We start from the raw sequence: 22,556 nt of genomic DNA on the forward strand, positions 1-22,556 counted from the left end.
CTGCCCGCGCGAGCCCGCCCTACCTCCGCGGGCTCGCGCGCGGACCCTCACCAGGGCCGCCTCTCCCCGACCCGCAACCCCTAAGGGGCGCCGGGTGGTTCGAGGGCGGGGCCGGGGCGGGTCGCGACGGCTCGGGCGGTCAGCGGGGGGCTGTTGCGGAAGTGGAGGGTGAAGGTGAGCCGGTCGCCGGGGGCGAGGGCCGGTGCGGGGCTGAGCATGAGGTCCAGGGTGGTCGGGGTCATCCGCAGCGCGCCGCCGGCCGGGACAGTGGCGGAGCGGACCATCGCCATGCGGCGGGCGTTGCGTCCGATGTCGACGGTGCGGCTGAGCATCACCCGGTGCCCGGCGGGTCCGGTGACGCCGGTCAGGACGTCGTCCGCGCCGCCGGAGTTGCGGACGGTGAAGAACGCGGCGGTGGCCTCGGTGCGGCCGCCCGGGGCGGGCAGGAGCAGGGCCCGGCCCTCGGTGACGCTGAGCCGTGCGGGGGTCCCGGCGTTTCCGGTGGCGGTCCAGAGGGTCAGCGTGCCGAGGGTCGCCAGGCAGGTGAGGACGGGGACGGCCACGGCGGCGACCGGCAGCCGGCTCCGGCCGTCCCGGCGCGTCGGCGCTCCGTCCCCGCGCGCGCCGTCCCGGCGCTCCCCTTCCCCGCGTGCTCCGTCCCCGCGCGCCCCGTCCGTGCGCTCACCGTTCACGGCGTCGTGGTTCATGCGGTCTCCCAACGCGGCTGGTGGTGCGGGGTGTTCGGGCGGCGGCCGGGTTTCCTCGGGCCGCTGCCCGCTTGCCAGGCACACAGGCGCAGGCTGTTCCCCACGACGAGCAGGGAGCTGACGGACATGGCGGCGGCCGCCAGCATCGGGGTGAGCAGGCCGACTGCGGCGAGCGGCACGGTGACGAGGTTGTAGCCGAACGCCCAGGCGAGGTTGGCGCGAATGGCGCCCAGCGTGCGGCGGGCCAGGCGTACCGCGTCGGCGATGGCCTGGAGGTCCTCGCGTACGAGGGTCACGTCGGCGGCGCCGATCGCGGCGTCGGTGCCGCTGCCCATGGCGATGCCGAGGTCGGCGCGCGCGAGGGCCGCCGCGTCGTTGACGCCGTCGCCGACGACGGCGACCCGGGCGCCCTGTTCCTTCAGGGTGGTGACCAGGGCGGCCTTGTCCTCGGGACGGACCTCGGCGTGCACCTCGGTGACGGCGAGGTGGTCGGCCACCGCGCGGGCGGTGGCGGCGCGGTCGCCGGTCGCCAGGACCGGCCGCAGGCCCAGCCGGCGCAGATGCTCGACGGCGCGGTAGCTGTCCGGGCGCAGCGCGTCGCCGACGGCGAGCACGGCCTCGGGTGTGCCGTCGACGGTGACCTGGACCGCCGTGTGCCCGGCGGTCTCCGCGGCGCGTACGGCGTCGGCGAGCGGCGCCGGCAGGCCGGTGAGGTCGCCTGGGCGGGTGATCTCCACGCGGTGGCCGTCCACCGTGCCCCGTACGCCGTGACCGGCCTCGGCGCGGAAGTCGCTTGCCACGGGCGGCAGTTGACCGGGTTCCGGGTGGCGTTCGCGGGCGTGGGCGGTGATCGCGCGGGCCAGCGGATGCTCGGAGCCCTGCTCGACGGCGGCGGCCAGCCACAGCGTCCGGTCGGGGCCGGGGCCGCCCGGGCGGGCGGTGAGGGCGGTGACGCTCATCCGGCCGGTGGTCAGGGTGCCGGTCTTGTCGAGCACGACGGTGTCGATGCGGCGCAGCCGCTCCAGCGCCTGCGGGCCGCGGACCAGGATCCCGAGCTGTGCGCCGCGGCCGGTGGCGGCCAGCAGCGCGGTCGGGGTGGCCAGCCCCAGCGCGCACGGGCAGGCGACGACGAGGACGGCGACCGCGGCGGTGAGGGCGGCCTGCGGGTCGGCGCCGGCGCCGAGCCAGAAGCCGAGCACGGAGACCGCGACGGTCAGCACGGCGGGGACGAACACCGCCGCCACCGTGTCGGCGAGCCGCTGGATGTGCGTCTTGCCGGTCTGGGCCTCCTCCACGAGCCGGGTGATCCGGGCGAGTTGGGTGTCGGCGCCGACCGCGTCGGCCCGTACCTCCAGCAGGCCGCCGGAGTTGACCGCGCCGCCGACCACCGCCGAGCCGGGCCCGGCCTCCACCGGGCGGCTCTCGCCGGTGATCAGGGAGAGGTCCAGGGCGGAACTGCCGTCGACGACGGTGCCGTCGGTGGCGACGCGTTCGCCGGGCCGCACCAGGAAGTGGTCCCCGGCGCGCAGCCGGTCCACCGGGATGCTCCGTTCGCCGTCGGCGGTCCGTACGGCGACGTCCTTGGCAGCGAGTTCGGCCAGCGCCCGCAGCGCGGAGCCGGTGCCGCGCCGGGCCCTGGCCTCCATACGGCGCCCGGCCAGGACGAACAGCGGTACCCCGACGGCCGCTTCGAGGTAGAGGTGCGCACTGCCGTCGCCCCTGGTGGGCAGCAGGCTGAACGGCATCGTGATACCGGGCGCCCCGGCCCCGCCGAGGAACAGCGCCCAGGCCGACCAGGCAAAGGACGCGGCGACGCCGAGCGACACCAGGGTGTCCATGGTCGCGGCGCCGTGCCGCAGGCCGCGCAGCGCACGGGTGTGGAAGGGGGCGGCGCCCCAGACGGCGACGGGCGCGGCGAGCACGAAGCACAGCCACTGCCAGTTCCGGAACTGCCAGCCGGGCACCATCGACAGGGTCAGGACCGGGAGCGCCAACAGGGCGGTCACCAGCAGCCGGTGGCGCTCGGAACCGGCGTCGCCCTGGTGGGTGCCGGCCGGCTCCCCGGTGGGGCGGGGCGGGTCCTCGGCCGGCGGTGCGGGGAGTTCCGCGGTGTACCCGGCGGCCTCGACCGTGCCGATCAGGTCGCCGACGGACACGGCTTCGGGGTGGCTGACCGTCGCCCGGCCGGTGGCCAGGTTCACCGAGGCCGCCACGCCGTCCAGCCGGCCCAGCTTCTTCTCGACCCGGCCCACACAGGCCGCGCAGGTCATCCCGCAGATGGTGAGGGTGGTGGTGAGGGAGGGCGACGGCTCCGCCGTGGCGTCGTGCGGCCGTGGCCCGGACCGGGGCTGGCTCATCGGGTCGGCGTCCCCTCCGTCACCGGGCGGGGCGCGCCGGCGCCCATGCCGTGCATCCCACCCATGTCCCCGCCGCCGGACGGTTCCGGGCCGTCCGCGGGGGAGCCGCCGGCCGGGCGCAGTCCCGGGGCGACCGGGCCGGCGAGGGATCCGGCGGTGTACGACAGGGCGAAGAGCACCGCCAGCAGCGCGACGAAGCCGAGGACCGGCCGGGCCGGCAACAGCCGTGCCAGGGCCTGGCGGAACGGGGGCCGACTGCGGTCGGCCGAAGAGCTGGTCATCGCGTCATCGTGGCAGGCGCGGACGGCGGGGAACCGGCGATCGGGGGCCCGCCGGTGCGTGAGGTTTGTCCCCTTCCGTCGCCGGAACCGGGCGGCTCCCCGGCCCGACTAACTGGGTTTGCGCCCTGCCGGCGACCCGCCCGGCACTCCCCCGGCTCCCGGCCTTCCGGGCGGGTGGCGGGAACTCGGCGCCCCTCGCGCCCGACCTCTCCAACGCCGCGCCGTTCGACCGCGGTTCGTCGCAGACCAGCGCCGTTTGAGGAGGACGTATGTCCGCACTGCCCGATCCCGTCGAGCTGTACGGGACGGAGTACACCCGCGATCCCTATCCGCTCTACGCCGAGCTGCGGGCACGCGGCCCGGTGCACCGGGTGCGCTTCCCCAGCGGGGTGTGCGCCTGGCTCGTCACCGGGTACCGGGCCGCGCAGCAGACGCTGACCGACCCGCGGCTGGGCAAGCACCATGCGCGGGGCAACGCCGCCTGGCGGGCCCGGGCCTCGATCATGCCGGAGCCGCAGCGCTCCCGGCTGCAGGTGCATCTGCTCCACCAGGACCCGCCCCGGCACACCGTGCTGCGCCGGCTGATCACCGACGCCTTCGCGCCGCAGCGGGTGGCGGCGCTCGCGCCGCGCTTCCAGGAGCGGGCCGAGGCGCTGGCCGACGCGCTGCCGGAGCGCGCGGCGGATCTCGTCGAGGCGTTCGCCGCCCGCTTCCCGTTCGCCGTGCTCGCCGAGGTCATCGGCCTGCCGGCGGAGTTCGCGGACCGCTTCGACCGGGACTGGGGCAAGGTGGTGCAACCCGTGGGGCCCGGCGAGCCCGGCCGCCCGGCGTACGAGGCGCGGCTGCGGGGGCTTCAGCGGTACATCGCCGACCTGGTCGTCCACAAGCGCCGGGAGCCGGCCGGGGATCTGCTCTCCCGGCTGGTGGCCGCGTGCGACGGCGGCGACATCGGGCCGGCGGAGCTGGATTCGATGATCTTCCAGCTGCTGGTCGCGGGCCAGGAGCCGGTCACCCATCAGATCAGCACCGCGCTGGTCGCCCTGCTGCGCCACCCGGAGCGCCTCGCCGAACTGGCCGCCCGCCCGGAGCTGCTGCCCCGCGCCGTGGAGGAACTGCTGCGGTACGACAGTGCCTTCGAGCTGACGACCTGGCGGTTCTTCGCCGAGGACGCCGATCTGCACGGCACCCGGGTGCCAGCGGGCGACTCCGTGATCGTGTCGCTGTGCGCGGCCAACCGCGACCGGGAGCGCTTCCCCGACGCGGACTCCCTGGACCTCGGCCGCTCCCCCAATCCGCATCTCGCGTTCGGGCACGGCATCCACTTCTGCCCCGGTGCCGCGCTCGCCCGGCTCGAACTCCGGATCGCGCTGGAGACCCTGCTGCGGCGGCTGCCGGGCCTCCGTCTGGCCGTTCCCGATGCCGGGCTCCGGTGGATTCCGGCGGTGCTCGCGCGGGGCGTCGACCGGCTGCCGGTGTCCTACGGAGCCGGCGGCGGCTGCCCCGTGGCGGACGGGCCGGTCGCCGCGTGCTGACCACTCCGACCAGCCCGCTCCGCCCCACCGGCCCGATCGGCCCGGCCGGGCCGCGCCCCGGCCCGCCCGCCGGCCACCGGGCCGTCTGCGCCGCGGTGCTCGCCGCGCTGCTCCCGTACCGGCGGGCACTGGACACCGGCCGCGGGGAGCGTCCGGACGCCTTTCCGGTCCAGCTCCGGCAGCTCGCCGGGCCGGTGGCGGCCGGGCAGCCGATCGTGTTCACCCTGCCGGGCTTCCCCTGCAAGTCGCCCAACCCGGCGAAGGTGCTCGGCCACCTCCCCGACGAGGGGGAGCGGCTGGCGCTGCGCTTCCTGGACGCGCTGTGCGCGCGGGTGGCGGCGGTGCACCCGCCCGGTGCCCGGGTGTTGATCTGCTCGGACGGACACGTCTTCAGCGACCTCATCGGGGTGCCGGACCCCGCCGTCGATGCCTATGCGGACGCGCTGCGCGCCCTGATCCGCGCCGAGGGCCTGACCCGGCTGGACGTCTTCGACCTGCGCGAGGTGTACGGGGACGGGCTGTCGTACGACGAGCGTCGGGCGCTGGCCGAGGCACGGCACGCCCCGTCCTTGGAAAGCCTGCGGTCGCTGACCCGCAGCGACGATCCGACCCGCCGGCTGTACCAGGGCATCACGCGGTTCCTCTTCGAGGACACCGCCGCCTTCCCGGGGACCCGTTCGGCGCTGCAGCGCGACTGCCGGCGGCGGGCGTACGGCGTGATGCGGCGCAGCGTCGCTTGGGGCGGGCTGGTGGCCGCGCACCACCCGGGCGCGTTCCGGCTCTCCATCCATCCGCAGCCGCGGGGCTCGGCCAAGTTCGGGATACGGCTGCTCGACGCGCCCGATGTGTGGATGACGCCCTGGCACTCCTGCGTGCTCGAACATCCCGACGGACGGCGGGAGTTGATGCACCGGGCGGACGCCGAGCGGCTCGGCCGGCTGGTGCTGCGCGAGGGCCGGCCGAGCCACTTCGTGGCGGACCAGGGCCTGTCCGACGATTCGCGTGACTGCTGAGCGGTGCTGATCGTTCCGGTCGGCGCGGGGTGGGGTGGCTCATCGAAGCACCCTGACCCCATGGCTGCCGTGCGTCTCTGGCTCCGCCGTGACTCCCGCGTCCCCCCGTGACTGCGCAGCTGGAATCTAGGACAGCTGGTGTCCGCCATCGCGCCTAGCCTGACGTCCGGCACAGCAGACAAGCACGAAATGAGGCGACCATGGCAGAGATCGTTCTGGTTCCCGGGTTCTGGCTCGGAGCATGGGCATGGGACGAGGTGACACCGGCACTGAGAGCGGCGGGACATGACGTCTACCCCCTCACGCTGACCGGCCTGGCCGACCGCGCAGCCGAGGCCACCCCCGATGTGGACGTCTCCACACATACGGACGACATCATCCGCCTCGTCGAGGACAACGGTCTGCGGGAGGTGGTGCTGGTCGGGCACAGTGGCGCCAACCAGCCGGTCACCGGCGCCGCCGACCGGATCCCGGAGCGCATCGCACGGGTCGTGTACGTGGACGCCGGCCCGTTGCCCGCCGGCATGGCCCTGATCGACTTCAACGAGCCCCAGAAGCAGGAGGAGTGGCGCAAGCAGGTCGCGGAGAAGGGGGACGGCTGGCAGTTGCCCGTACCGCCGTTCGACCCGGCAGCAGATCCGGATAACCTGGTAGGACTCACCGGTGAACACCTCGCGCGCATCGCCGAGTTGGCCACCCCCCAGCCCTTCGCGACCGCTACTCGCCCCCTGGACCGTCCCACGCCGCCGCCGGACACGCCCTGCTCGGTGATCGCCTCAACCTTTACTCCCGAACAGGTACGCATGCTGGCCGACAGCGGCAACCCGGTCTTCGCGCCGATGGCCGCGATGGACCTGCGCCACCTGCCGACCGGCCACTGGCCGATGTTCTCCCGGCCGGTCGAACTGGCCTCACTGCTGGACGAGATCGCCCGCTGACCAGGGCTGGCTGTGGTGGGATGGCGTCGTGAGTCGCGCCGCAGAGGAGACCAACCGCCGCATGCTTCGGGCACGGGACGCGATGGACCGTGCCTATGCGCAGCCGCTGGACGTGGCGGCCCTGGCCCGGATCGCCCATGTGTCGGAGGCGCATTTCTCGCGCGTCTTCCGGGCCACCTTCGGTGAGACGCCCCACCGCTACCTGCAGCGCCGTCGGGTCGAGCGCGCGATGTTCCTGCTGCGGGAGACCGATCGCCGGGTGACCGACATCAGCTTCGAGGTGGGCTTCAACAGTCCTGGGACCTTCAGTCGCACCTTCCATGACATCGTCGGCCGGTCGCCGAGGGAGTACCGCAAGCAAGCGGCGGCCACGGGCGTGCCCACCTGCTTCATGATGACGTGGTCGCGACCGAGTACCTGACCCTCCGCGCCGGCCGACGACTCCCCGTGCGCGCGACGTCCGTCGACCGATCAGTTTTGGATAAGTTTTCGCCCCGCGTGCCCAGTAGCGTCAGGGACATGTTCAACGCCATCACGCACTCGCAGATATACGTCCTGGACCAGGACGAGGCCCTCGACTTCTACGTCGGCAAGCTCGGCCTCGAGGTCACCGCCGACGTCGACATGGGTTTCATGCGCTGGCTGACCGTCAGCGTTCCCGGACACCCCGAGCGCCAGATCCTGCTGGAGAGGCCCGGCGCGCCGGCGATGTCCGAGCAGACCGCTGAGCAGGTACGGGAACTGGTCACCAAGGGCGCGATGGGCGGCTGGCTCATCTTCACCACGGACGACTGCCGCAAGACCTACGAGACGCTGCTGGGCCGGGGCGTGGAGTTCACCGAGGAACCCACCGACCGTCCCTACGGAACCGACTGCGGCCTCCGCGACCCCTTCGGCAACCGCCTTCGCTTCACCCAGCCGAGAGCCTGAGCCGCGACCGATGGGGGTGGCACCTCCCGGCGCCGGCCGGGGGGCGTCGCGGGCCCGGGCTGGGCCAAAGGCCCGCCCCGGGTCCCTCACCCGTCCCCGGTGGGCAGCACCTCCCGGTGGTCGTAGGCGATCAGCACCTCGCCGGTGAGCGGATGGTCCGTCACCGCGGCGCGCACCCCGAACACCTCGGCGAGCAGCCGGGGCGTGAGCACCTCGCGCGGCGGGCCGGACGCCACCACCCGCCCGGCGTGCAGCACGTGCAGCCGGTCGCAGAGCGAGGCCGCGGCGTTCAGGTCGTGCAGCGAGATCAGCGTCGTCCGGCGCCGGGCGCGCAGCAGCGCGAGCAGCTCGACCTGGTGCCGGACGTCGAGGTGGTTGGTGGGCTCGTCCAGCACCAGGACGTCGGGGTCCTGGGCGAAGGCCCGGGCCAGCAGGGCCCGTTGCCGCTCGCCGCCGGAGAGTGCGGCGAACCGGCGGCCGCCGTGGCCGGCCAGGCCGACGGCGGCCAGGGCGTCGGCCACGGCCTCCCGGTCGGCCCGGCCCTCTCCGGCGAAGGCCCGCTGGTAGGGCATACGGCCCATGGCCACCACCTCGTGCACGGTCAGCTCGAAGTCGCTGCCGCGCTCCTGGGGCAGCGCGGCGACCCGGCGGGCGGTCTGGCCGGGGGTGAGCGTGCGCAGGTCGGTACCGGCGAGCAGTACCCGTCCGGCGGTGGGCCGCAGATGGCGGTAAACGGTGCGCAGTACGGTCGACTTGCCGCTGCCGTTGGGGCCGACCAGCCCGGCGGTCTCCCCCGCCGCGGCGATCAGCCGCACTCCGGAGACGACGTCACGGCCCGCGTAGCCGACGTGCAGGTCCTCGATCGCGACGTTCACCGGCCCACCGCCGTCCGCCGGTCCAGGACGAACAGCAGCGCGGGCGCCCCGATCATCGCCGTCACCACGCCGACCGGCAGCTCCTGGGTGTCCATGGCCGTACGGCACACGAGGTCCACCACGACCAGCAGCAGCGCCCCGGTGAGCGCGGACAGCGGCAGCAGCCGGCGGTGATCGCCGCCGATGACCAGCCGGCACAGGTGCGGCACCATCAGGCCGACGAAGCCGATGGCGCCGGAGACCGCCACCAGGACGCCGGTCAGCAGGCCGGTCACCACGAACAGTTCCCGGCGCAGCCGGGTGACGTCGACGCCGACGCCGGCCGCGGTCTCCTCGCCCATGAGCAGCGCGTTCATGGGGCGGGCGCGCGCCATGAGGGCGAGCAGCCCGGCGGCGAGGGCGAGCGCCGGCGGCCCCAGCACGCTCCAGGTGGCCCCGCTCAGGCTGCCCATCAGCCAGAACAGCACGCTGCGGGTCTGCTGTTCGTCGCCGGCCTGCAGCACCAGATAGCTGGTGAAGCCGGACAGGAACTGCCCGATGCCCACCCCGGCCAGGACCAGCCGCAGCGGGGAGAACCCGCCGCCGCGCCGCGCGACGCCCCACACCAGCGCGAACGAGCCGAGCGCCCCGGCGAACGCGGCGGCCGGCAGGCCGAGCCCCGACGACCCGCCGGCGCCCAGCACGATCGCGGCGACCGCGCCGAGCGAGGCGCCGTTGGAGATGCCCAGCAGATACGGGTCGGCCAGGGGGTTGCGCACCAGCGCCTGCGCGGCGGTGCCGACCAGGCCGAGCCCGGCACCGACCAGTGCCGCCAACAGCGCCCGGGGGACGCGTAGTTGCCAGACGATCAGGTCGTCGGTGCCGGGCCGGGGCGGTGTGCCGCCGAGGCGGCGCAGCACCACCGACCACACCTGGCCGGGCGCGAGGTCGGTCGGGCCGAGACAGACCGCGGCGGTGAGGGCCAGGACCAGCGCGAGTCCGAGTCCCAGGGCGAGCAGCCCGGCGCGCGGGGTGCGCGGCCCGGGCGGCGCGGCCGGCTCCGCACGTCGGAGCGCGTCCTCCCGCAACGGGCCCACTAGCGGGCCGCCTTGAACCGCGTCGGGTGGAGCGTGTGCGCGATCTCCTCGACGGTCTCCGCGTTACGGACCCCGGCGATCGTCGTACGCTCCGAGCCGATCCGCAGGAAGCGTCCCTTGCGCACGGCCGTCAGCTCCTTCGTGGCGGGGAAGCTCTTGAGGAAGGCCGCGGCCCGGTCGTACGCGGCGTCGTCGGCGGCGGCGTCGCCCCGGTTGCGTACCGCGAGCTGGATCCAGTCCGGATCCTTCGCGACCACGTCCTCCCAGGAGACCGCCTTGAAGTCCCCGTCGCAGCCGTCGAAGACGTTGCGCGCCCCGGCCAGGGTGATCACGGCGTTGGCGAGCTGCTTGCGGCAGACGGCCATCGGCTGCTTGGTCCCGGCGTCGTAGTCGAAGAAGAAGTACGTGGGCCGCTCGTCGGCCGCGAGGCCGCCGACCGCCTCGCGCACCGTGGAGAGCTTCGCGCGCATGCCCGCCACCAGGGCGTCCGCGCGTCCGGCGGTCCCGGTCACCGCGCCGAGCCGCCTGATGTCGCCCTCCACCGCGGACAGGTCGCGCTGCGGCTTCCCGTTCGTCGGGGCGCAGGCGGTGGACGCCAGATAGAGGTGCTTGATCCCGGCCGCGCGGAACTCCTCGGGGGTCGGCGCGTCGCCGGCGCCGCCCATGGCACCCATCGACGCGAAGGTGTCGATGTAGAGGTCGGCGCCCGAGGCGAGCAGTTTCTCCTTGGGGATGATGTGCTTGCCCAGCACCGGCACCTTGCGGGCCCGCTCGCCCAGTTCCCCGGGCAGGGCGCCCTTGCCGGGCGGGAATCCGGTGCCGATGACCCGGTCGCCCGCGCCGAGCCGGAGCAGCATCTCCAGGGCAGCGGCGTTGCTGGTGACGATCTTGCGGGGCGGGGCCGTGAAGGTGGTCGTGTTGCCCTGGCAGTCGGCGATCCGCACCGGGAATCCGGAGCCGCGCCCGGAGGCGCCCGGACCGTCGCCGGGTCCGCTGTCGCGTGCGCCGCCGCAGGCGGTCGCGGCCAGCGCCACCACCACCGCCAGACCGCACAACTTCCCAGGACGCATGGTGCCTCTCCCTACGCATCACCGGCCGGTCCCCCGGCCCGTTCACCGGCCCACTGGCGGGCCGGCGGGGCCGCGGGCGCGACCCGGCACAGGTAGTCGGCCGGGCCCGGGCGGCGGTTCCGGGGCGGTGCGTCCTTTTCCGCCCGCGGCTGCCTACCCCTCGTCGGCCTCCTGGTCGGCTGCTTCGTTGGCGCGGTCGATCTCGGCCATGTGCTCCTCCGCCCAGGTCCGCAGCCCCGCAAGCGCGGATTCCAGGGACAGGCCGAGTCCGGTGAGGTGGTAGAAGACCCGCGGCGGCACGGTCGGTTCGACCCGGCGCGACACCAGCCCGTCGCGGGTCAGGCTGCGCAGCGTCACGGACAGCATCTTCTGCGAGACGCCGGGCATCCGGCGTCTCAGCTCCGCGAAGCGCACCTCGTCCGGTGCGGCATCGGCGAGCGTCTTGACGGCCATCGATGTCCACTTCGTACCGATGCGGTCCAGCAACTGCCGTGTCGGGCAATGGGGATCGAACAGATCGCCGCGTACCCCGCGACCGGCGGCCCGGGCCCCTCGGGTGGTCACCTGTGGCTCACCACCTTCCGTGAAAGTGCCCTCTGGGAAGCGGTCGGGCAGTTACCTATCGTTGTGTGGTCACCAATGGTAACCACCCGGAGGAGCCGTCATGCCCGTCACCACCGCACTCCACCTGCGCCGCATCGCGACGAACGGCGTCCGGCTCAATGTCGCCATCGCCGGGGACGGACCCGCGGTTCTCCTGCTGCACGGCTTTCCGCACACCTGGCAACTCTGGAGCGGCATCATGGGCCGACTGGCCGGGCGGTACCGGGTCATCGCCCCGGACCTCCGAGGCTTCGGTGCCAGTGCACGTGCCACCGAGGGGTACGACGCAGGCACCCTCGCCGCCGACGCCGAAGGGCTTCTCGACGCACTCGGCGAGCCCTCGGCAGCGGTGGTCGGCATCGACGCGGGCACCGCCCCCGCCGTCCTGCTCGCGCTGCGCCGACCCGGCCTGGTCCGGCGCCTGGTCGTGATGGAGGCACTGCTCGGCCGACTGCCCGGAGCAGAGCACGTCGTCGCCGGCGGCGCCCCGTGGTGGTTCGGCTTCCACGCCGTCCCCGGCCTCGCCGAGACCGTCCTGACCGGCAACGAGGCCCCGTACATCGACTGGTTCCTCGACTCGGGGACGCTCGGGCGAGGAGTGCCCGACGCCATCCGTGCCGCCTTCGTCCACGCGTACACCGGGAGTGCGGCCCTGCGCTGCGCGTTCTCCTATTACCGGGCCCTGCCCCTCAGCGCGCAGCAGATCCAGGACGCCGTCGCGACGGCTCGGCTGACCATGCCCACCATGGCCGTCGGCTCTCACCCCGTCGGCACCGGGCTCGAACGCCAGCTCCGTCCCTTCGCCGATGACCTGGTCGGACACCATCTCCAGGACTGCGGCCACCTCATCCCCCTCGACCGCCCCGACGCGCTGTTCGCGCTCCTTGCTCCCTTCCTCTCCGCCGACCTGCCGAAGTGACCGGAGCGGGGCCGGGGGATCACGGTCGGCGGTGCGGGCGTTCGTCCCAGCGGTGACGTCCAGGACCGCCGGGGCGGGCTGCGCACGGTGCGGAGTGCCGGTGTCCGCCGCCTGTCCGCGCGCCCTCTCAGTCGTCGGGCTCGACGCCCTGGGGGCCGTAGAGGTCGAGCAGCCGGGTGCGGGTGCCGTGCAGCCGGTCGGCGACCGTCTCGGCCACATAGCGGTACATGGCCCGGCCGAGCACCGCGTCGGACTCGCACAGCGCGCGGACGAGGGCGGCGTCGAACTCCACCGCCTCGACCGGGCCGACGGTCTGTGCGCCCAGGTGCCACAGGTAGGGCGGGAACAGCCAGGACCAGCCGAGGAGTTCGTCACGGCCGAGGGTCTCCACCACCAGCGCGCGCCGGCCGGGGACGTGCTGGTCGAGCGCGACCTGTCCGCTGCGGATGATCCAGAACCGGTCGGCCCGCCGGCCCTCCTCGAAGAGGCGGGTGGCCCGCGGCAGCGACACCTCGCGGGCGAGGTCGGTCAGCCGTTGGCGCCGGTCGGGTGGCACCGCCTCGAAGAGATTTCTCGCTGTGGCCATCTCATCCTCCGTCCGCTGGCTGCTGTGCAACATATGCGGTGATTTACGGGGACGGTGGGACCGGCTCGGCCGGGCGGGCCGGGTCAGGTCATCTGACGTCGCACCAGGTCGTGCAGCCGGCCGCCGGCGTCGGCGAGCAGCTCGGCCGGTGCGCCCTGTTCGACGATCCGGCCGTCCTCCATGACGATCACCCGGTCGGCGTCCATGACCGTGGACAGCCGGTGGGCGATCACCAGCCGGCTGGCGCTGAGCTGGCGGGTGCTGTCGATGACGATGCGCTGGGTCTCGTTGTCCAGGGCGCTGGTGGCCTCGTCGAAGAAGAGGATCCGGGGACGGCGGACCAGCGCCTGAGCGATCATGAGGCGCTGCCGCTGGCCGCCGGAGATCGCGCCACCGCCGGAGATCATGGTGTGCAGCCCCATCGGCATCCGCTTGATGTCCTCGGCCAGGCCCGCCATCTCGGCGGCCGCCCACGCCTCCTCCTGGGTGAAGGCTTCGGCGCCGCAGATGCAGTCCAGGATGGAGCCGGTCATCGGCTGGGCGTTCTGCAGGACGACGCCGCACTGGCGGCGGACCGCGGCCTGGTCGAGCGCGGCGAGGTCCTGGCCGTCGTAGACGACGCTGCCCGAGGTCGGCTTGTCGAAGCCGATGAGGAGCCGCAGCAGGGTGGACTTGCCGCAGCCGCTCGGGCCCACCACGGCGACGAACTCGCCGGGCCGGACCTGGAAGGAGACGTCGTCGAGGACGAGGGGGCCGTCGTCGGTGTAGCGGAAGGAGAGCTTCTTGGCCTCGATGCCGCCGGAGAGGACGCCGGGCTGGGCGCTGGCGCCGCGGACCTCGGGTGCCTCGTCCAGCACCGGCTTGATCTGCTCGAACATCGGCACCGCGGCGGCGGCCGCGACACAGGCACCGGTGATCTGGGTGACCGAGGTCAGCAGCATGGTCACCGCGGTGTTGAAGGTGAGGAAGGAGCCGGCGGACATGGTGCCGCGGGCCGGCCCGGCCAGCAGCATGAACATGGTGAGCGAGCAGATCGGCAGGTAGACCGCGTTGAGGACGGTGGTCAGGTTCTTGATCCGGCCGGCCTTCTGCTGGAGTTCCCGGGAGCGTGCGAACTCCCTCGCCCAGGCCGCGTAGGCGAAGCTCTCGGCGGCGGCGACCCGCAGTTTGGGCAGCCCGCGCAGGGTCTGGAACGCCTGGTTGTTGAGCTTGTTGCCGAGCTTGACCAGCCGTCGCTGCCAGCGCAGCTCCCACAGTCCCATGGCGAGGAAGACCGCGCCGATGACGAGCAGCATGGCGAGCGCGGCGAGTGCCAGCGGCACGCTGTAGACGAGCAGCAGGACGAGGTTCATCGCGCCGATCGTCGTGGACTGCACGGCCACCGGCCCGATGCCGGACAGCACCCGCCGGATGGCGCTGATGCCCATCGCGGCACTGGCCAGCTCGCCGGTGGAGCGCTCGGTGAAGAACTTCGTCGGCAGCCGCAGCAGCCGGTCCCAGACGGCCGGCTGGAGCGCGCTCTCGATACGGCCCTCCATCCGCAGCACGGTGAGGTTCTGCAGCAGCATGAAGGCGGCCGAGACGATGCTGGTGACGATGACGGCCAGGGACACCTGGACGATCAGGCTCCGCTCGGCGGCCGGTACGTACACGCCGAGCACCTTGCCGGTCGCGATCGGGACGAGCGCTCCGAGGCCGACCGCCACCAGGCCGCTGAGCGCCAGGTTGCGGACGTCCTTCCGGCTGCCGCGCAGGCTGAAGCGCATCAGCCGCCACATGCTCATCGGCCGCTCCGGCAGCGGGCGGTAGAACATCACCGCGCGCGACTCGAACTCGTCGGCGTTGTCCTTGCCGACGCGGATGCGCAGCCCGGACGCGGGGTTCACGGCCTCGTAGCGGCCGCGGCGCCACAGCAGCGCGACGGGGGCACCGGACTTGGCGCGATGGCCCACCAGCGGGCCGGCGTCCGTCCGCCACCAGGAGCCGGTGAGCCGCACCGCGCGGGTGCGGATCCGCGAGCTGACCGCGATCCGCTCCACGGGGCTGACCCGGTCGTTGACGGCCCCGCCCCGCGGGGGTGCGGTGAGCGTGATCCCGGCCGCCTCGGCCACCGCCCGGCAGACCTCGAAGGTGGCGTCGTCACCGGCCCGGTTGGTGGCGTCGCCGCCCCGCCCGGAGCGGTCCTGGCGGCCGATGGACGCCAGCAGGGCCTGGTCGGCGCGCTCGCGGACCGCCTCGCCGGCCTTGATGCCGGCCGCCGCGCGGTCCTCGTGGGCACGCTCCAGCTGCTCGATCCAGCGGTCGACGGCGGACAGCAGCCGGTACTGCTGATTGACCATCCGCTGCCACAGGTCGGGGTCCATCAGCAGATCGGCGGCCGCCTCCGCGCTGTAGGAGGCGCCGTACTGCACGCTGCCGGGCGGGACCGGCATCCACAGCACGTCGTCGTCGGCGACCGCCTCGTCGCCGGGCCGGCCGTCCAGGGGCGCCTCGAACAGCACCCCCAGGCTGCGGGCGGTGCCCAGGGCGACGGCGTGCTCCAGCGCGGAGGGCTGCTCGGCCTGGGTGGCGTACTGCGGGTAGGACCCGGTGTCCCCGTACTCCCCGTAGGCGCCGTAGTCGTGGCGGGGCAGCTCGCGCAGCGGGATCCGGCGCAGCCCGCAGTCCTGCGAGGGGCGGCCGAGCAGGGTGTGCTGGGGGCCGTCGACCGGGCCGAGCAGCAGGGTGCCGGCTTCGAGCCGGCCGAGGAAGTGCCAGTGCCCCTCGGCGGCGGCGTCGACCGCGAAGAGGTCGAGCGCGCCCCCGGTGACGAGCCAGAGCACGTGCGGCCCCTCCAGGGGGACGCTGCGCAGACCGGCGCAGTGGACGGGCGCGCCGAGGCCGCCCAGGGCCTGCGTCACCGCGTCCGTCCCGCCGGGCCCCGCGGCGGGGACCGGCGACGGGGACGACGGGGACGACGACATGGCTGCCACGTCAGTGCTCCTTGACCAGCTCGGCGTACGCGCCCCCGGCGGCGACCAGGTCCTCGTGCCGGCCTCGTTCGACGACCACGCCGTGGTCGAGGACCACGATCTCGTCGCTGTCGCGGACGGTGCTCAGCCGGTGGGCGATGACGACGCAGGCGCAGCCGCGCCGCCGCAGGTTGTCCATAATGATCTGTTCGGTCCGGGCGTCCAGGGCGCTGGTGACCTCGTCGAGGACCAGGATGCTGGGGCGCCGGACCAGGGCGCGGGCGATCTCCAGTCGCTGCCGCTGTCCGCCGGAGAAGTTGCGGCCGTCCTGCTCGACGCGGCTGTAAATGCCGTCGGGACGCCGGGCTATGACGTCGTCGTAGAGCGCGGCGTCCTTCAGGGCGGTGATGACCGCGTCGTCCGGGATCGAGGGGTCCCACAGCGCCACGTTGTCGCGGACGGTGCCCTCGAAGAGGAAGACGTCCTGGTCAACGAAGGACACCGAGGCGGCGAGCGCGCTGCGGGAGAGGTCCTCCAGGCGCCGGCCGTCGATGCGGATGGTGCCTTCCCAGGGGCTGTAGAGGCCGGAGATCAGCCGGGAGACGGTGGATTTGCCGCTGCCGGAGCCGCCGACGAGGGCCACCTGCCGGCCGGGGCCGACGGTCAGCGAGAAGCCGCTGAGCAGCGGTTTGTCCAGCGGGCTGTAGCCGAAGGTGAGGTCCTCCAGCGTCACGTGGCCCTTGAGCCGGCGGGTGTCGGCGTCCGAGCCGGGGCGGGCGTAGAGACTGTCGGCGGGGAAGGACTCGACGTCCTTGAGGCGGGCCACGTCGGCGGCGAAGTCCTGGATTCGGCCGGCGACGCCGTTGAGCCGGGTCAGCGGCGCGGTGAAGCGGGTCACCAGCGCCTGGAAGGCGACCAGCAGGCCGATGGATATGTGGCCCTCGACCGCCCGCATGCCGCCGATCCACAGGATCAGCGCGCTGTTGAGGGTCGCGAGGGTGGGGGCGACCACGGCCAGCCAGGCGCTCGGAACGCCGAGCCGCTGCTGTACCTCCAGCGTGGTGGCGTGCTGGCCGGCCCAGCGGCGGAAGTAGCCGTTCTCCCCGCCGGTGGCCTTCATCGTCTCGATGAGCTGGAGGCCGGTGTAGGCGGTGTTGGTCAGCCGGGCGCTGTCCGCCCGCAGCTTCGCCGTGTGGGTGGCGCGCAGCCGCACCACGATGCGCATCGCGACGACGTTGAGCAGCGCGATGCCCACGCCGATGACGGTCAGTTGGGGGTCGTAGCTCCACAGCAGGAAGGCGTAGAGGACGACGACGATGCCGTCGACGCCCGCCGCGGCCAGGTCGCGGGCCAGGGTTTCGGCGACCGCGTCGTTGGACTGCAGCCGCTGGACGAGGTCGGCCGGGCTGCGCTGGGCGAAGAAGGTGACCGGGAGTCTGAGCAGGTGGCGCAGGAAGCGGGCGCTGGTCAGGGTGGAGGAGATGATCCGGCCGCGCAGCAGGTTGGCCTGTTGCAGCCCGGTCAGTACGGCGGTCAGCGCGACCATCGCGGCCATCGACGCGAAGAGCGGCCCCAGCAGCGACGTCTGGTTGCCGATCAGGAACATGTCGATGTACGTACGGCTCAGCGCGGGCACCGCGGCGCCGACCGCGACCAGCAGCAGGCTGGCGAGCAGGGCGGCGAGCAGGGTGCCGGTGGTGCCGCGCATCCGGGCGGGCACCGCGCTCAGCACGCCGGGCTTGCGGCCGCCCTTGCGGAAGCTCTCGGACGGCTCGAAGACCAGCGCGACACCGGTGAAGCTGGTGTCGAAGTCCTCCGTCGGGACGAAGCGGCGGCCCTTGTCGGGGTCGTTGATGTACACGCCGCGGCGGCCGAAGCGGCGGCCGGTGCCGTCGTAGACGACGTAGTGGTTGAACTCCCAGAAGAGGATGGCGGGGGCCTGCACCTCGGCGAGCGCGGCCGGTTCCATCTGCATGCCCTTGGCCTGGAGCCCGTAACTGCGGGCGGCCTTGAGCAGGTTGCTGGCGCGCGAGCCGTCGCGGGAGACGCCGCAGGCGATCCGCAGCTCCTCCAGCGGCACATGGCGCCCGAAGTGGGCGAGCACCATGGCCAGGGAGGCGGCGCCGCACTCCACGGCCTCCATCTGGAGGACGGTGGGGGTGCGGACGGTCCTGGCCTTCTTGGGCTTGGGGGCGGGCGGCGCGGCACGGCGGGTGCGGCGGGCGCCGGGCGCGGGCTCGGGGCGGTGGCGGCCGCGGCCGGGCGGCGGCAGCTGCGCCTGCGGGGCCGCGGAGTCGTTCGGTGCGGTCACGGCAGCAGCCAATCGATCGGGTGCTGCGCGGCCAGGTGGACGGCGCCGCTGGCCAGCGTCATGGAGTCGACGGCGTAGGGCGGGCCGCCGGAGGTCGACCAGGCGTAGCCGGACTTGTTGTGCGGCGCCGGTTCGAGTTGCACCAGGACCGCGACGGGCGGCCCGGACTTCGAGAACTGCTCACCGAGCTGGCTGCTGCCGAGGTAGGCGCCGATCCGCTGGCGGGTCTGGGCGGTGCGGCCGACGGCCTTAACCCGCCCGCGCAGCACGCCGTACTGCTGGCTGGGCACGGACTGCACGGTGAGGTCGACCGAGCCGCCCACGGGGACGCTGGCGCCGTTGTCGGCGGGGACGTACAGGGTCGCGGTCAGCGGGTCGCCGCGGTGCGCGACGCGCTCGACGGAGGCGACGTCCGCGCCGGTCGTGACGACGGATCCGATGGTGGCGACCATGGTGGTCAGCCGGCCGGCGGCGAGGCTGCGCACGACGGTGGTGCCCCGGTCGGTCCGGACCCTGAGCAGCGGGGTGTTGGCGGCCACCCGCTGGCCCTCTTCGGCGAGGACGGCGGTGACCTGGCCCGCGACGGGGCTCTGCAGGATGTAGCTGCCCTGGCCGTGGGTGAGGATGCCGGGGGCGTTGAGCGTGGAGGAGACGGTGCCGGTCACCGCCCAGAAGGACGCGCCGATCAGCACGGCGACCGTGACGATCAGTACGAGCCAGCCCTGGGGGCGGGCGAAGCGCACCGGAAGATCCATTTCCTCCGGCGACTGCAGCTTGGAAAGGGCCTGTTGACGGAACTGCACGACACTCTTCCCTCAACTGCAACGATCTGTCAGGACACCGCGGACGGGGCGGCTCGCCCCGGTTGCCGCGGTGGAGCCGAGCCTACGGCGGCCTGTCCGGGGCTCGGCAGCCGGGTGCCCCGGAACCCGGCGAAGGCCAGGCGGTTCCGGGGCAGCCGGCCGGCATGTCGGCAAGGAGGGGATGCCGACCTGCCGTGGGTCTCAGAGACCGGCGACGAGGCCCGTGACCTGGCCGGTGTTGACGCCGGTCAGACCCTCGACGGTGCCGGTGACGGTGCCCAGGGTGCCGCCGACGTTGAGGCCGGTGGCGCCGTCAACGGTGGAGGTGGCGGTGCCGGCCAGGTTGCCCACGAGGCCGCCGGCCACGTTGTCGAGCTCGCTGTCAGCGATTTCCTGGGTCTGAATCTCGCGCATGGTGATTCCTTTCGGATACATATCTCAAAATAGCTGCGACCGAGTCGCCCGGCAGGGCGGTCCGGCCGCGGCAGCGGTCGCCGGGACCCTCAAGACTGAGAACCCCAGTGCGACTTCCGCGGTGTGAAGGATCAAAGCATGCAGGCCCGTTGCCCTGCTAATCGGACAACCGTCGATCCGGGTGTCATCGCACCATTGAATTACGTGTCGTGCACGCACATCCATGAATCGGTGGCAGCTTCTTCACAACTTCTTCGGTTTCACTTCCACCAAAGCGTCCCGGCCACCTTCGGCGAACTGGACATTCCCGCACCAAACCGATGAGGCGCAGGTCAGCAGGGGGAACCGTCTCCGACAGCCGTGCCCTGACTGAGCATTCGATGTGGAGGTTTTTTGAAGGCCGTCAATTTTTACGGCACCGATTCACCCGATGGCCGGAAGATCGGCGCGCCCGCTACCCGACGCCCTTCATCGAATGTTGCGGGAGCTTTGCGCGAGTTTTAACCGCGCCCGATTCATCCGAAGTTCCCGGGGCGGTATTACACGCCGTGCACACCTTGCAGGGAATGATCAGCACTAACCGTGCGTCTTTCCGAAGCAATCGGATCGACCGGCCCGAGAACGGACATAACCGCATAACGGCACGGCTTCCGACTCGGCGGAAATAGGTGATTTACCGCCGGTACCACCCCCGGTGGCAGCCGTCCCCCGGCTGGGGCACCGTGAAAGAGACCTGGGCCGGCGCACCGGGAAGGAGCCGCACGTGGAGCCCGTCGAGGCGCTGGAGCGGATCGCCTTCCTGCTGGAGCGGCAGGGGGCGGAGACCTATCGCGTACAGGCGTTCCGTACGGCCGCCGCGGCGATCCGGGAGCTGTCCGACGACGAGCTGCGCGGGCGCGCCGAGGACGGCACCCTCACCCGCCTCAAGGGGCTCGGCCCCAAAACCACCCGGGTGGTCGAAGAGGCGTTCGCGGGAGTGCGCCCGGTGTATCTGGCCCGCCTGGAGGACGAGGCGGGCGGGCCGCTGGTCGACGGAGAGCAGGGGCAGCGGCTGCGGCGGGCGCTGCGCGGGGACTGCCACACGCACTCGGACTGGTCGGACGGCGGCAGCCCGGTCGAGGAGATGGCCAGGACCGCCCGCGACCTCGGCCACGCCTGGTGCGTGCTGACCGACCACTCCCCCCGCCTCACCGTCGCCCGCGGGCTGTCCGCCGACCGGCTGCGGGAGCAGCTGGCGCTGGTCGCCGAGGTGAACGAAGCGCTGGCGCCGTTCCGGCTGTTAACCGGGATCGAGTGCGACATCCTCGACGACGGCACGCTCGACCAGGAGCCGGAGCTGCTGGACCGGCTCGACGTGGTGGTGGCCTCGGTGCACTCCAAACTGCGGATGGACAAGGGCCCGATGACGCGGCGGATGCTCGCCGCGGTGCGCAACCCGCTGGTGGACGTGCTCGGGCACTGCACCGGACGGCTGCTCACCCGCAAACCGCGCCCCGAGTCGCAGTTCGACGCCGACGAGGTGTTCGCGGCCTGCGCGGAGCACCGCACCGCGGTGGAGATCAACTGCCGCCCGGAGCGGCTGGACCCCCCGCGCCGGCTGCTGCGCCGTGCCCTGGACGCGGGCTGCCTGTTCTCCATCGACACCGACGCCCATGCGCCGGGCCAGCTGGACTGGCAGTTCTACGGCTGCGCCCGCGCCGAGGAGTGCGGCGTCCCTGCGGAGCGGGTCATCAATACCTGGACGGAGCGCCAGCTGGCCACCTGGACCCGTACGGGCCGCACCCCGCACGGCTGAGCCCGGACCGGTCAGCCGGCGGACGGCGCGGGCGCGGCCGGTGCCGTCGCCGGGGTGAGCCGCAGCGCGGCGACGTGCGCCACGACCACGGCGACGATGACCAGCGGCATGACGGTCAGTCCGTTGCTGCCCATCAGCAGCGTGGCCAGCAGCACCGAGGTCATCGGCAGTCTGAGCATCGCCGCCCCCAGCGCGCCGACGCCCATCGCGAAGCCCGCGGTGAGCGACAGTCCGGGCAGGTGGGACAGGATGACCCCGCCGGCCGCGCCGAGGAACAGCGCCGGGAAGATCGGGCCGCCCCGGAAGGCGCTGAGCGACGCACAGTAGGCCAGGCCCTTGCACACCACGAGGAGCAGCAGCGCCCCCACCGAGTAGCCGGCGCTGTCCCGGAACAGCGACCCGAGCGCCGACTGCCCCGAGTAGAGCATCTCGGTCGCGGGCTTGCCGGTGGCCAGGGCGAACCCGGCCGCCAGCGCCCCGACCACCAGGCCCATCGCCACCGTCATCGGCACCCGGTGCCGCCCCACCCGCTCCTTCAGCAGCAGCGAGAGCCGCCGTACGCCGCCCCCGAAGCAGGCCGCGGCCAGCCCGATGACCAGCGCCCAGCCGAACTCCGAGAGCGTCGGTCCGGAGGCCCTGGGGATGTCGTGCAGCGCGAGCGAGTACGTACCGAGTCCGGTCCAGTCCCCCAGCCCGGTGAAGATCAGCGCGCCGACGCCGGACGCGAGCAGGCCGGGCAGCAGCAGCGCGCCCAGCATCGGGCCGACCGGCGCCGCCACCTCCATCAGCAGGAACGCGCCCAGCAGCGGGGAGCCGAGCAGCGCGCTGACCGCCGCGAAGCTGCCGGCGGCCGCCACCGCGGCGACGGTCCGCTCCGGCAGGCCCCGGCCCACCAGCCGTGCGGCGCCCGCGGACAGCCCGCCGCCGAGCGCGATCAGCGGCGCCTCCGGCCCGAGCACCGCACCGAAGCTGAGGGAGGCCAGGGCCGCGAGGACGATGCCGGGGAGCGCGGAGAGTGCGGGCGCGCCGCCGAGCGCCAGCCCGTCGGCCGGCTCATGGCCGCCGTGGCCCGGCAGGTGGCGGACCGTCAGCCCGACCAGCAGGCCGGCCACCACCAGCATCGGCACCGGCCACCACCACGGCGTCCCGGCGAAGCCCAGCGCCCGGGGCAGCGCTTGCATGATCAGCGGTTCCAGTTCGTGCACCAGCGCCAGAAAGCCGAACGCCACCGCGCAGACCGGGACGCCGATCACCGCCGCGATCAGCAGCAGCTTCAGATAGCCGCGGGTGCGGGCCGGCGCGTAGGGGTCCTGGGGCACACCGGGAGGTGTCCCGCCGCCCGGGCCGGTGGGGCCGACCGCCATCGCCTCGCCTCCTCGCCGCCGCCACGAGGAG

General features: G+C 73.5%; 20 protein-coding genes. 7 read left to right on the forward strand and 13 right to left on the reverse strand.

All coding sequences use genetic code 11. The features are described 5' to 3' along the window. Positions 1 to 80: 80 nt before the first annotated feature. From OO62_RS26885 to OO62_RS26895, 3 genes are all read right to left on the reverse strand, one after another. A complete protein-coding gene (locus OO62_RS26885; RefSeq protein WP_078617369.1) occupies positions 81 to 707 on the reverse strand; it encodes a copper chaperone PCu(A)C in 627 nt (208 codons plus the stop codon). After that, positions 704 to 2,977, reverse strand: a complete 2,274-nt coding sequence (locus OO62_RS26890) for a heavy metal translocating P-type ATPase (RefSeq protein ID WP_063739056.1) — start codon at positions 2,975 to 2,977, stop codon at positions 704 to 706. The genes OO62_RS26885 and OO62_RS26890 overlap by 4 nt, the downstream gene beginning before the upstream one ends. An 83-nt stretch (positions 2,978 to 3,060) precedes the next feature. Next, complete coding sequence (locus OO62_RS26895) at positions 3,061 to 3,345, reverse strand: hypothetical protein (RefSeq protein WP_051733631.1); 285 nt, start codon at positions 3,343 to 3,345, stop codon at positions 3,061 to 3,063. A gap of 269 nt (positions 3,346 to 3,614) precedes the next feature. Between OO62_RS26895 and OO62_RS26900 the strand changes: the two genes are divergently transcribed. The 5 genes from OO62_RS26900 (at position 3,615) to OO62_RS26920 (ending at position 7,758) form a co-directional block, all read left to right on the forward strand. Continuing rightward, on the forward strand, positions 3,615 to 4,877 hold the full coding sequence (locus OO62_RS26900; RefSeq protein ID WP_033270179.1) for a cytochrome P450 family protein: 1,263 nt from the start codon (positions 3,615 to 3,617) through the stop codon (positions 4,875 to 4,877). 35 nt (positions 4,878 to 4,912) lie between these two features. Next, a complete protein-coding gene (locus tag OO62_RS26905) occupies positions 4,913 to 5,890 on the forward strand; it encodes an L-tyrosine/L-tryptophan isonitrile synthase family protein (protein WP_051733637.1) in 978 nt (325 codons plus the stop codon). A 200-nt stretch (positions 5,891 to 6,090) separates the two neighbouring features. Beyond that, positions 6,091 to 6,828, forward strand: coding sequence for an alpha/beta fold hydrolase (locus OO62_RS26910; RefSeq protein WP_033270180.1), 738 nt, complete (start codon positions 6,091 to 6,093; stop codon positions 6,826 to 6,828). A 28-nt stretch (positions 6,829 to 6,856) separates the two neighbouring features. Continuing rightward, positions 6,857 to 7,249, forward strand: coding sequence for a helix-turn-helix domain-containing protein (locus tag OO62_RS26915; RefSeq protein ID WP_173675844.1), 393 nt, complete (start codon positions 6,857 to 6,859; stop codon positions 7,247 to 7,249). Between the two features lie 98 nt (positions 7,250 to 7,347). Continuing rightward, positions 7,348 to 7,758 carry a VOC family protein gene (locus tag OO62_RS26920; protein WP_033270182.1) on the forward strand — a complete coding sequence of 137 codons (411 nt, stop codon included), beginning with the start codon at positions 7,348 to 7,350 and terminating at the stop codon, positions 7,756 to 7,758. An 86-nt stretch (positions 7,759 to 7,844) separates the two neighbouring features. Here OO62_RS26920 and OO62_RS26925 read toward each other — a convergent pair whose 3' ends face one another. The 4 genes from OO62_RS26925 to OO62_RS26940 all read right to left on the reverse strand — a co-directional run bounded on the left by OO62_RS26925 (position 7,845) and on the right by OO62_RS26940 (position 11,343). Further along, complete coding sequence (locus OO62_RS26925; RefSeq protein WP_033270183.1) at positions 7,845 to 8,633, reverse strand: ABC transporter ATP-binding protein; 789 nt, start codon at positions 8,631 to 8,633, stop codon at positions 7,845 to 7,847. Continuing rightward, the gene (locus OO62_RS26930) at positions 8,630 to 9,709 is read right to left on the reverse strand and encodes a FecCD family ABC transporter permease (protein WP_398742070.1); all 1,080 of its coding nucleotides are present in this window, start codon (positions 9,707 to 9,709) and stop codon (positions 8,630 to 8,632) included. The genes OO62_RS26925 and OO62_RS26930 overlap by 4 nt, the downstream gene beginning before the upstream one ends. Continuing rightward, entirely contained in the window at positions 9,709 to 10,779 is a 1,071-nt protein-coding gene (locus OO62_RS26935; protein ID WP_206738462.1) for an ABC transporter substrate-binding protein, read from the reverse strand. The genes OO62_RS26930 and OO62_RS26935 overlap by 1 nt, the downstream gene beginning before the upstream one ends. Before the next feature lie 153 nt (positions 10,780 to 10,932). Continuing rightward, positions 10,933 to 11,343, reverse strand: coding sequence for a winged helix-turn-helix transcriptional regulator (locus OO62_RS26940; RefSeq protein ID WP_033270184.1), 411 nt, complete (start codon positions 11,341 to 11,343; stop codon positions 10,933 to 10,935). Positions 11,344 to 11,443: 100 nt separating this feature from the next. Here OO62_RS26940 and OO62_RS26945 point away from each other — a divergent pair, with 100 nt between their 5' ends. Then, entirely contained in the window at positions 11,444 to 12,301 is an 858-nt protein-coding gene (locus OO62_RS26945) for an alpha/beta fold hydrolase (RefSeq protein ID WP_033270185.1), read from the forward strand. Between the two features lie 127 nt (positions 12,302 to 12,428). On the opposite strand, the gene OO62_RS26950 is transcribed toward OO62_RS26945, so the two are convergent. The 5 genes from OO62_RS26950 to OO62_RS26970 form a co-directional block, all read right to left on the reverse strand. Continuing rightward, on the reverse strand, positions 12,429 to 12,887 hold the full coding sequence (locus OO62_RS26950; RefSeq protein ID WP_033270186.1) for a cyclic nucleotide-binding domain-containing protein: 459 nt from the start codon (positions 12,885 to 12,887) through the stop codon (positions 12,429 to 12,431). Between the two features lie 83 nt (positions 12,888 to 12,970). Beyond that, complete coding sequence (locus OO62_RS26955; protein ID WP_033270233.1) at positions 12,971 to 15,850, reverse strand: NHLP bacteriocin export ABC transporter permease/ATPase subunit; 2,880 nt, start codon at positions 15,848 to 15,850, stop codon at positions 12,971 to 12,973. Between the two features lie 10 nt (positions 15,851 to 15,860). Continuing rightward, positions 15,861 to 18,149 (reverse strand): NHLP family bacteriocin export ABC transporter peptidase/permease/ATPase subunit, encoded by a 2,289-nt coding sequence (locus tag OO62_RS26960; RefSeq protein WP_033270187.1) that lies wholly within the window; start codon positions 18,147 to 18,149, stop codon positions 15,861 to 15,863. Beyond that, on the reverse strand, positions 18,146 to 18,952 hold the full coding sequence (locus OO62_RS26965) for a biotin/lipoyl-containing protein (RefSeq protein WP_033270188.1): 807 nt from the start codon (positions 18,950 to 18,952) through the stop codon (positions 18,146 to 18,148). Before OO62_RS26965 ends, OO62_RS26960 begins: the two co-directional genes overlap by 4 nt. 201 nt (positions 18,953 to 19,153) lie before the next feature. Continuing rightward, entirely contained in the window at positions 19,154 to 19,366 is a 213-nt protein-coding gene (locus OO62_RS26970) for a hypothetical protein (protein ID WP_033270189.1), read from the reverse strand. Positions 19,367 to 20,129: 763 nt separating this feature from the next. On the opposite strand from OO62_RS26970, the gene OO62_RS26975 reads away from it, so the two are divergent. Continuing rightward, positions 20,130 to 21,161 (forward strand): PHP domain-containing protein, encoded by a 1,032-nt coding sequence (locus OO62_RS26975; protein WP_033270190.1) that lies wholly within the window; start codon positions 20,130 to 20,132, stop codon positions 21,159 to 21,161. Between the two features lie 11 nt (positions 21,162 to 21,172). Here OO62_RS26975 and OO62_RS26980 read toward each other — a convergent pair whose 3' ends face one another. Further along, the gene (locus OO62_RS26980) at positions 21,173 to 22,525 is read right to left on the reverse strand and encodes a chloride channel protein (protein WP_033270191.1); all 1,353 of its coding nucleotides are present in this window, start codon (positions 22,523 to 22,525) and stop codon (positions 21,173 to 21,175) included. Positions 22,526 to 22,556: the final 31 nt, after the last annotated feature.

The organism is Streptomyces lydicus, from assembly GCF_000717345.1.
Taxonomy (GTDB): Bacteria; Actinomycetota; Actinomycetes; order Streptomycetales; family Streptomycetaceae; genus Streptomyces; species Streptomyces lydicus.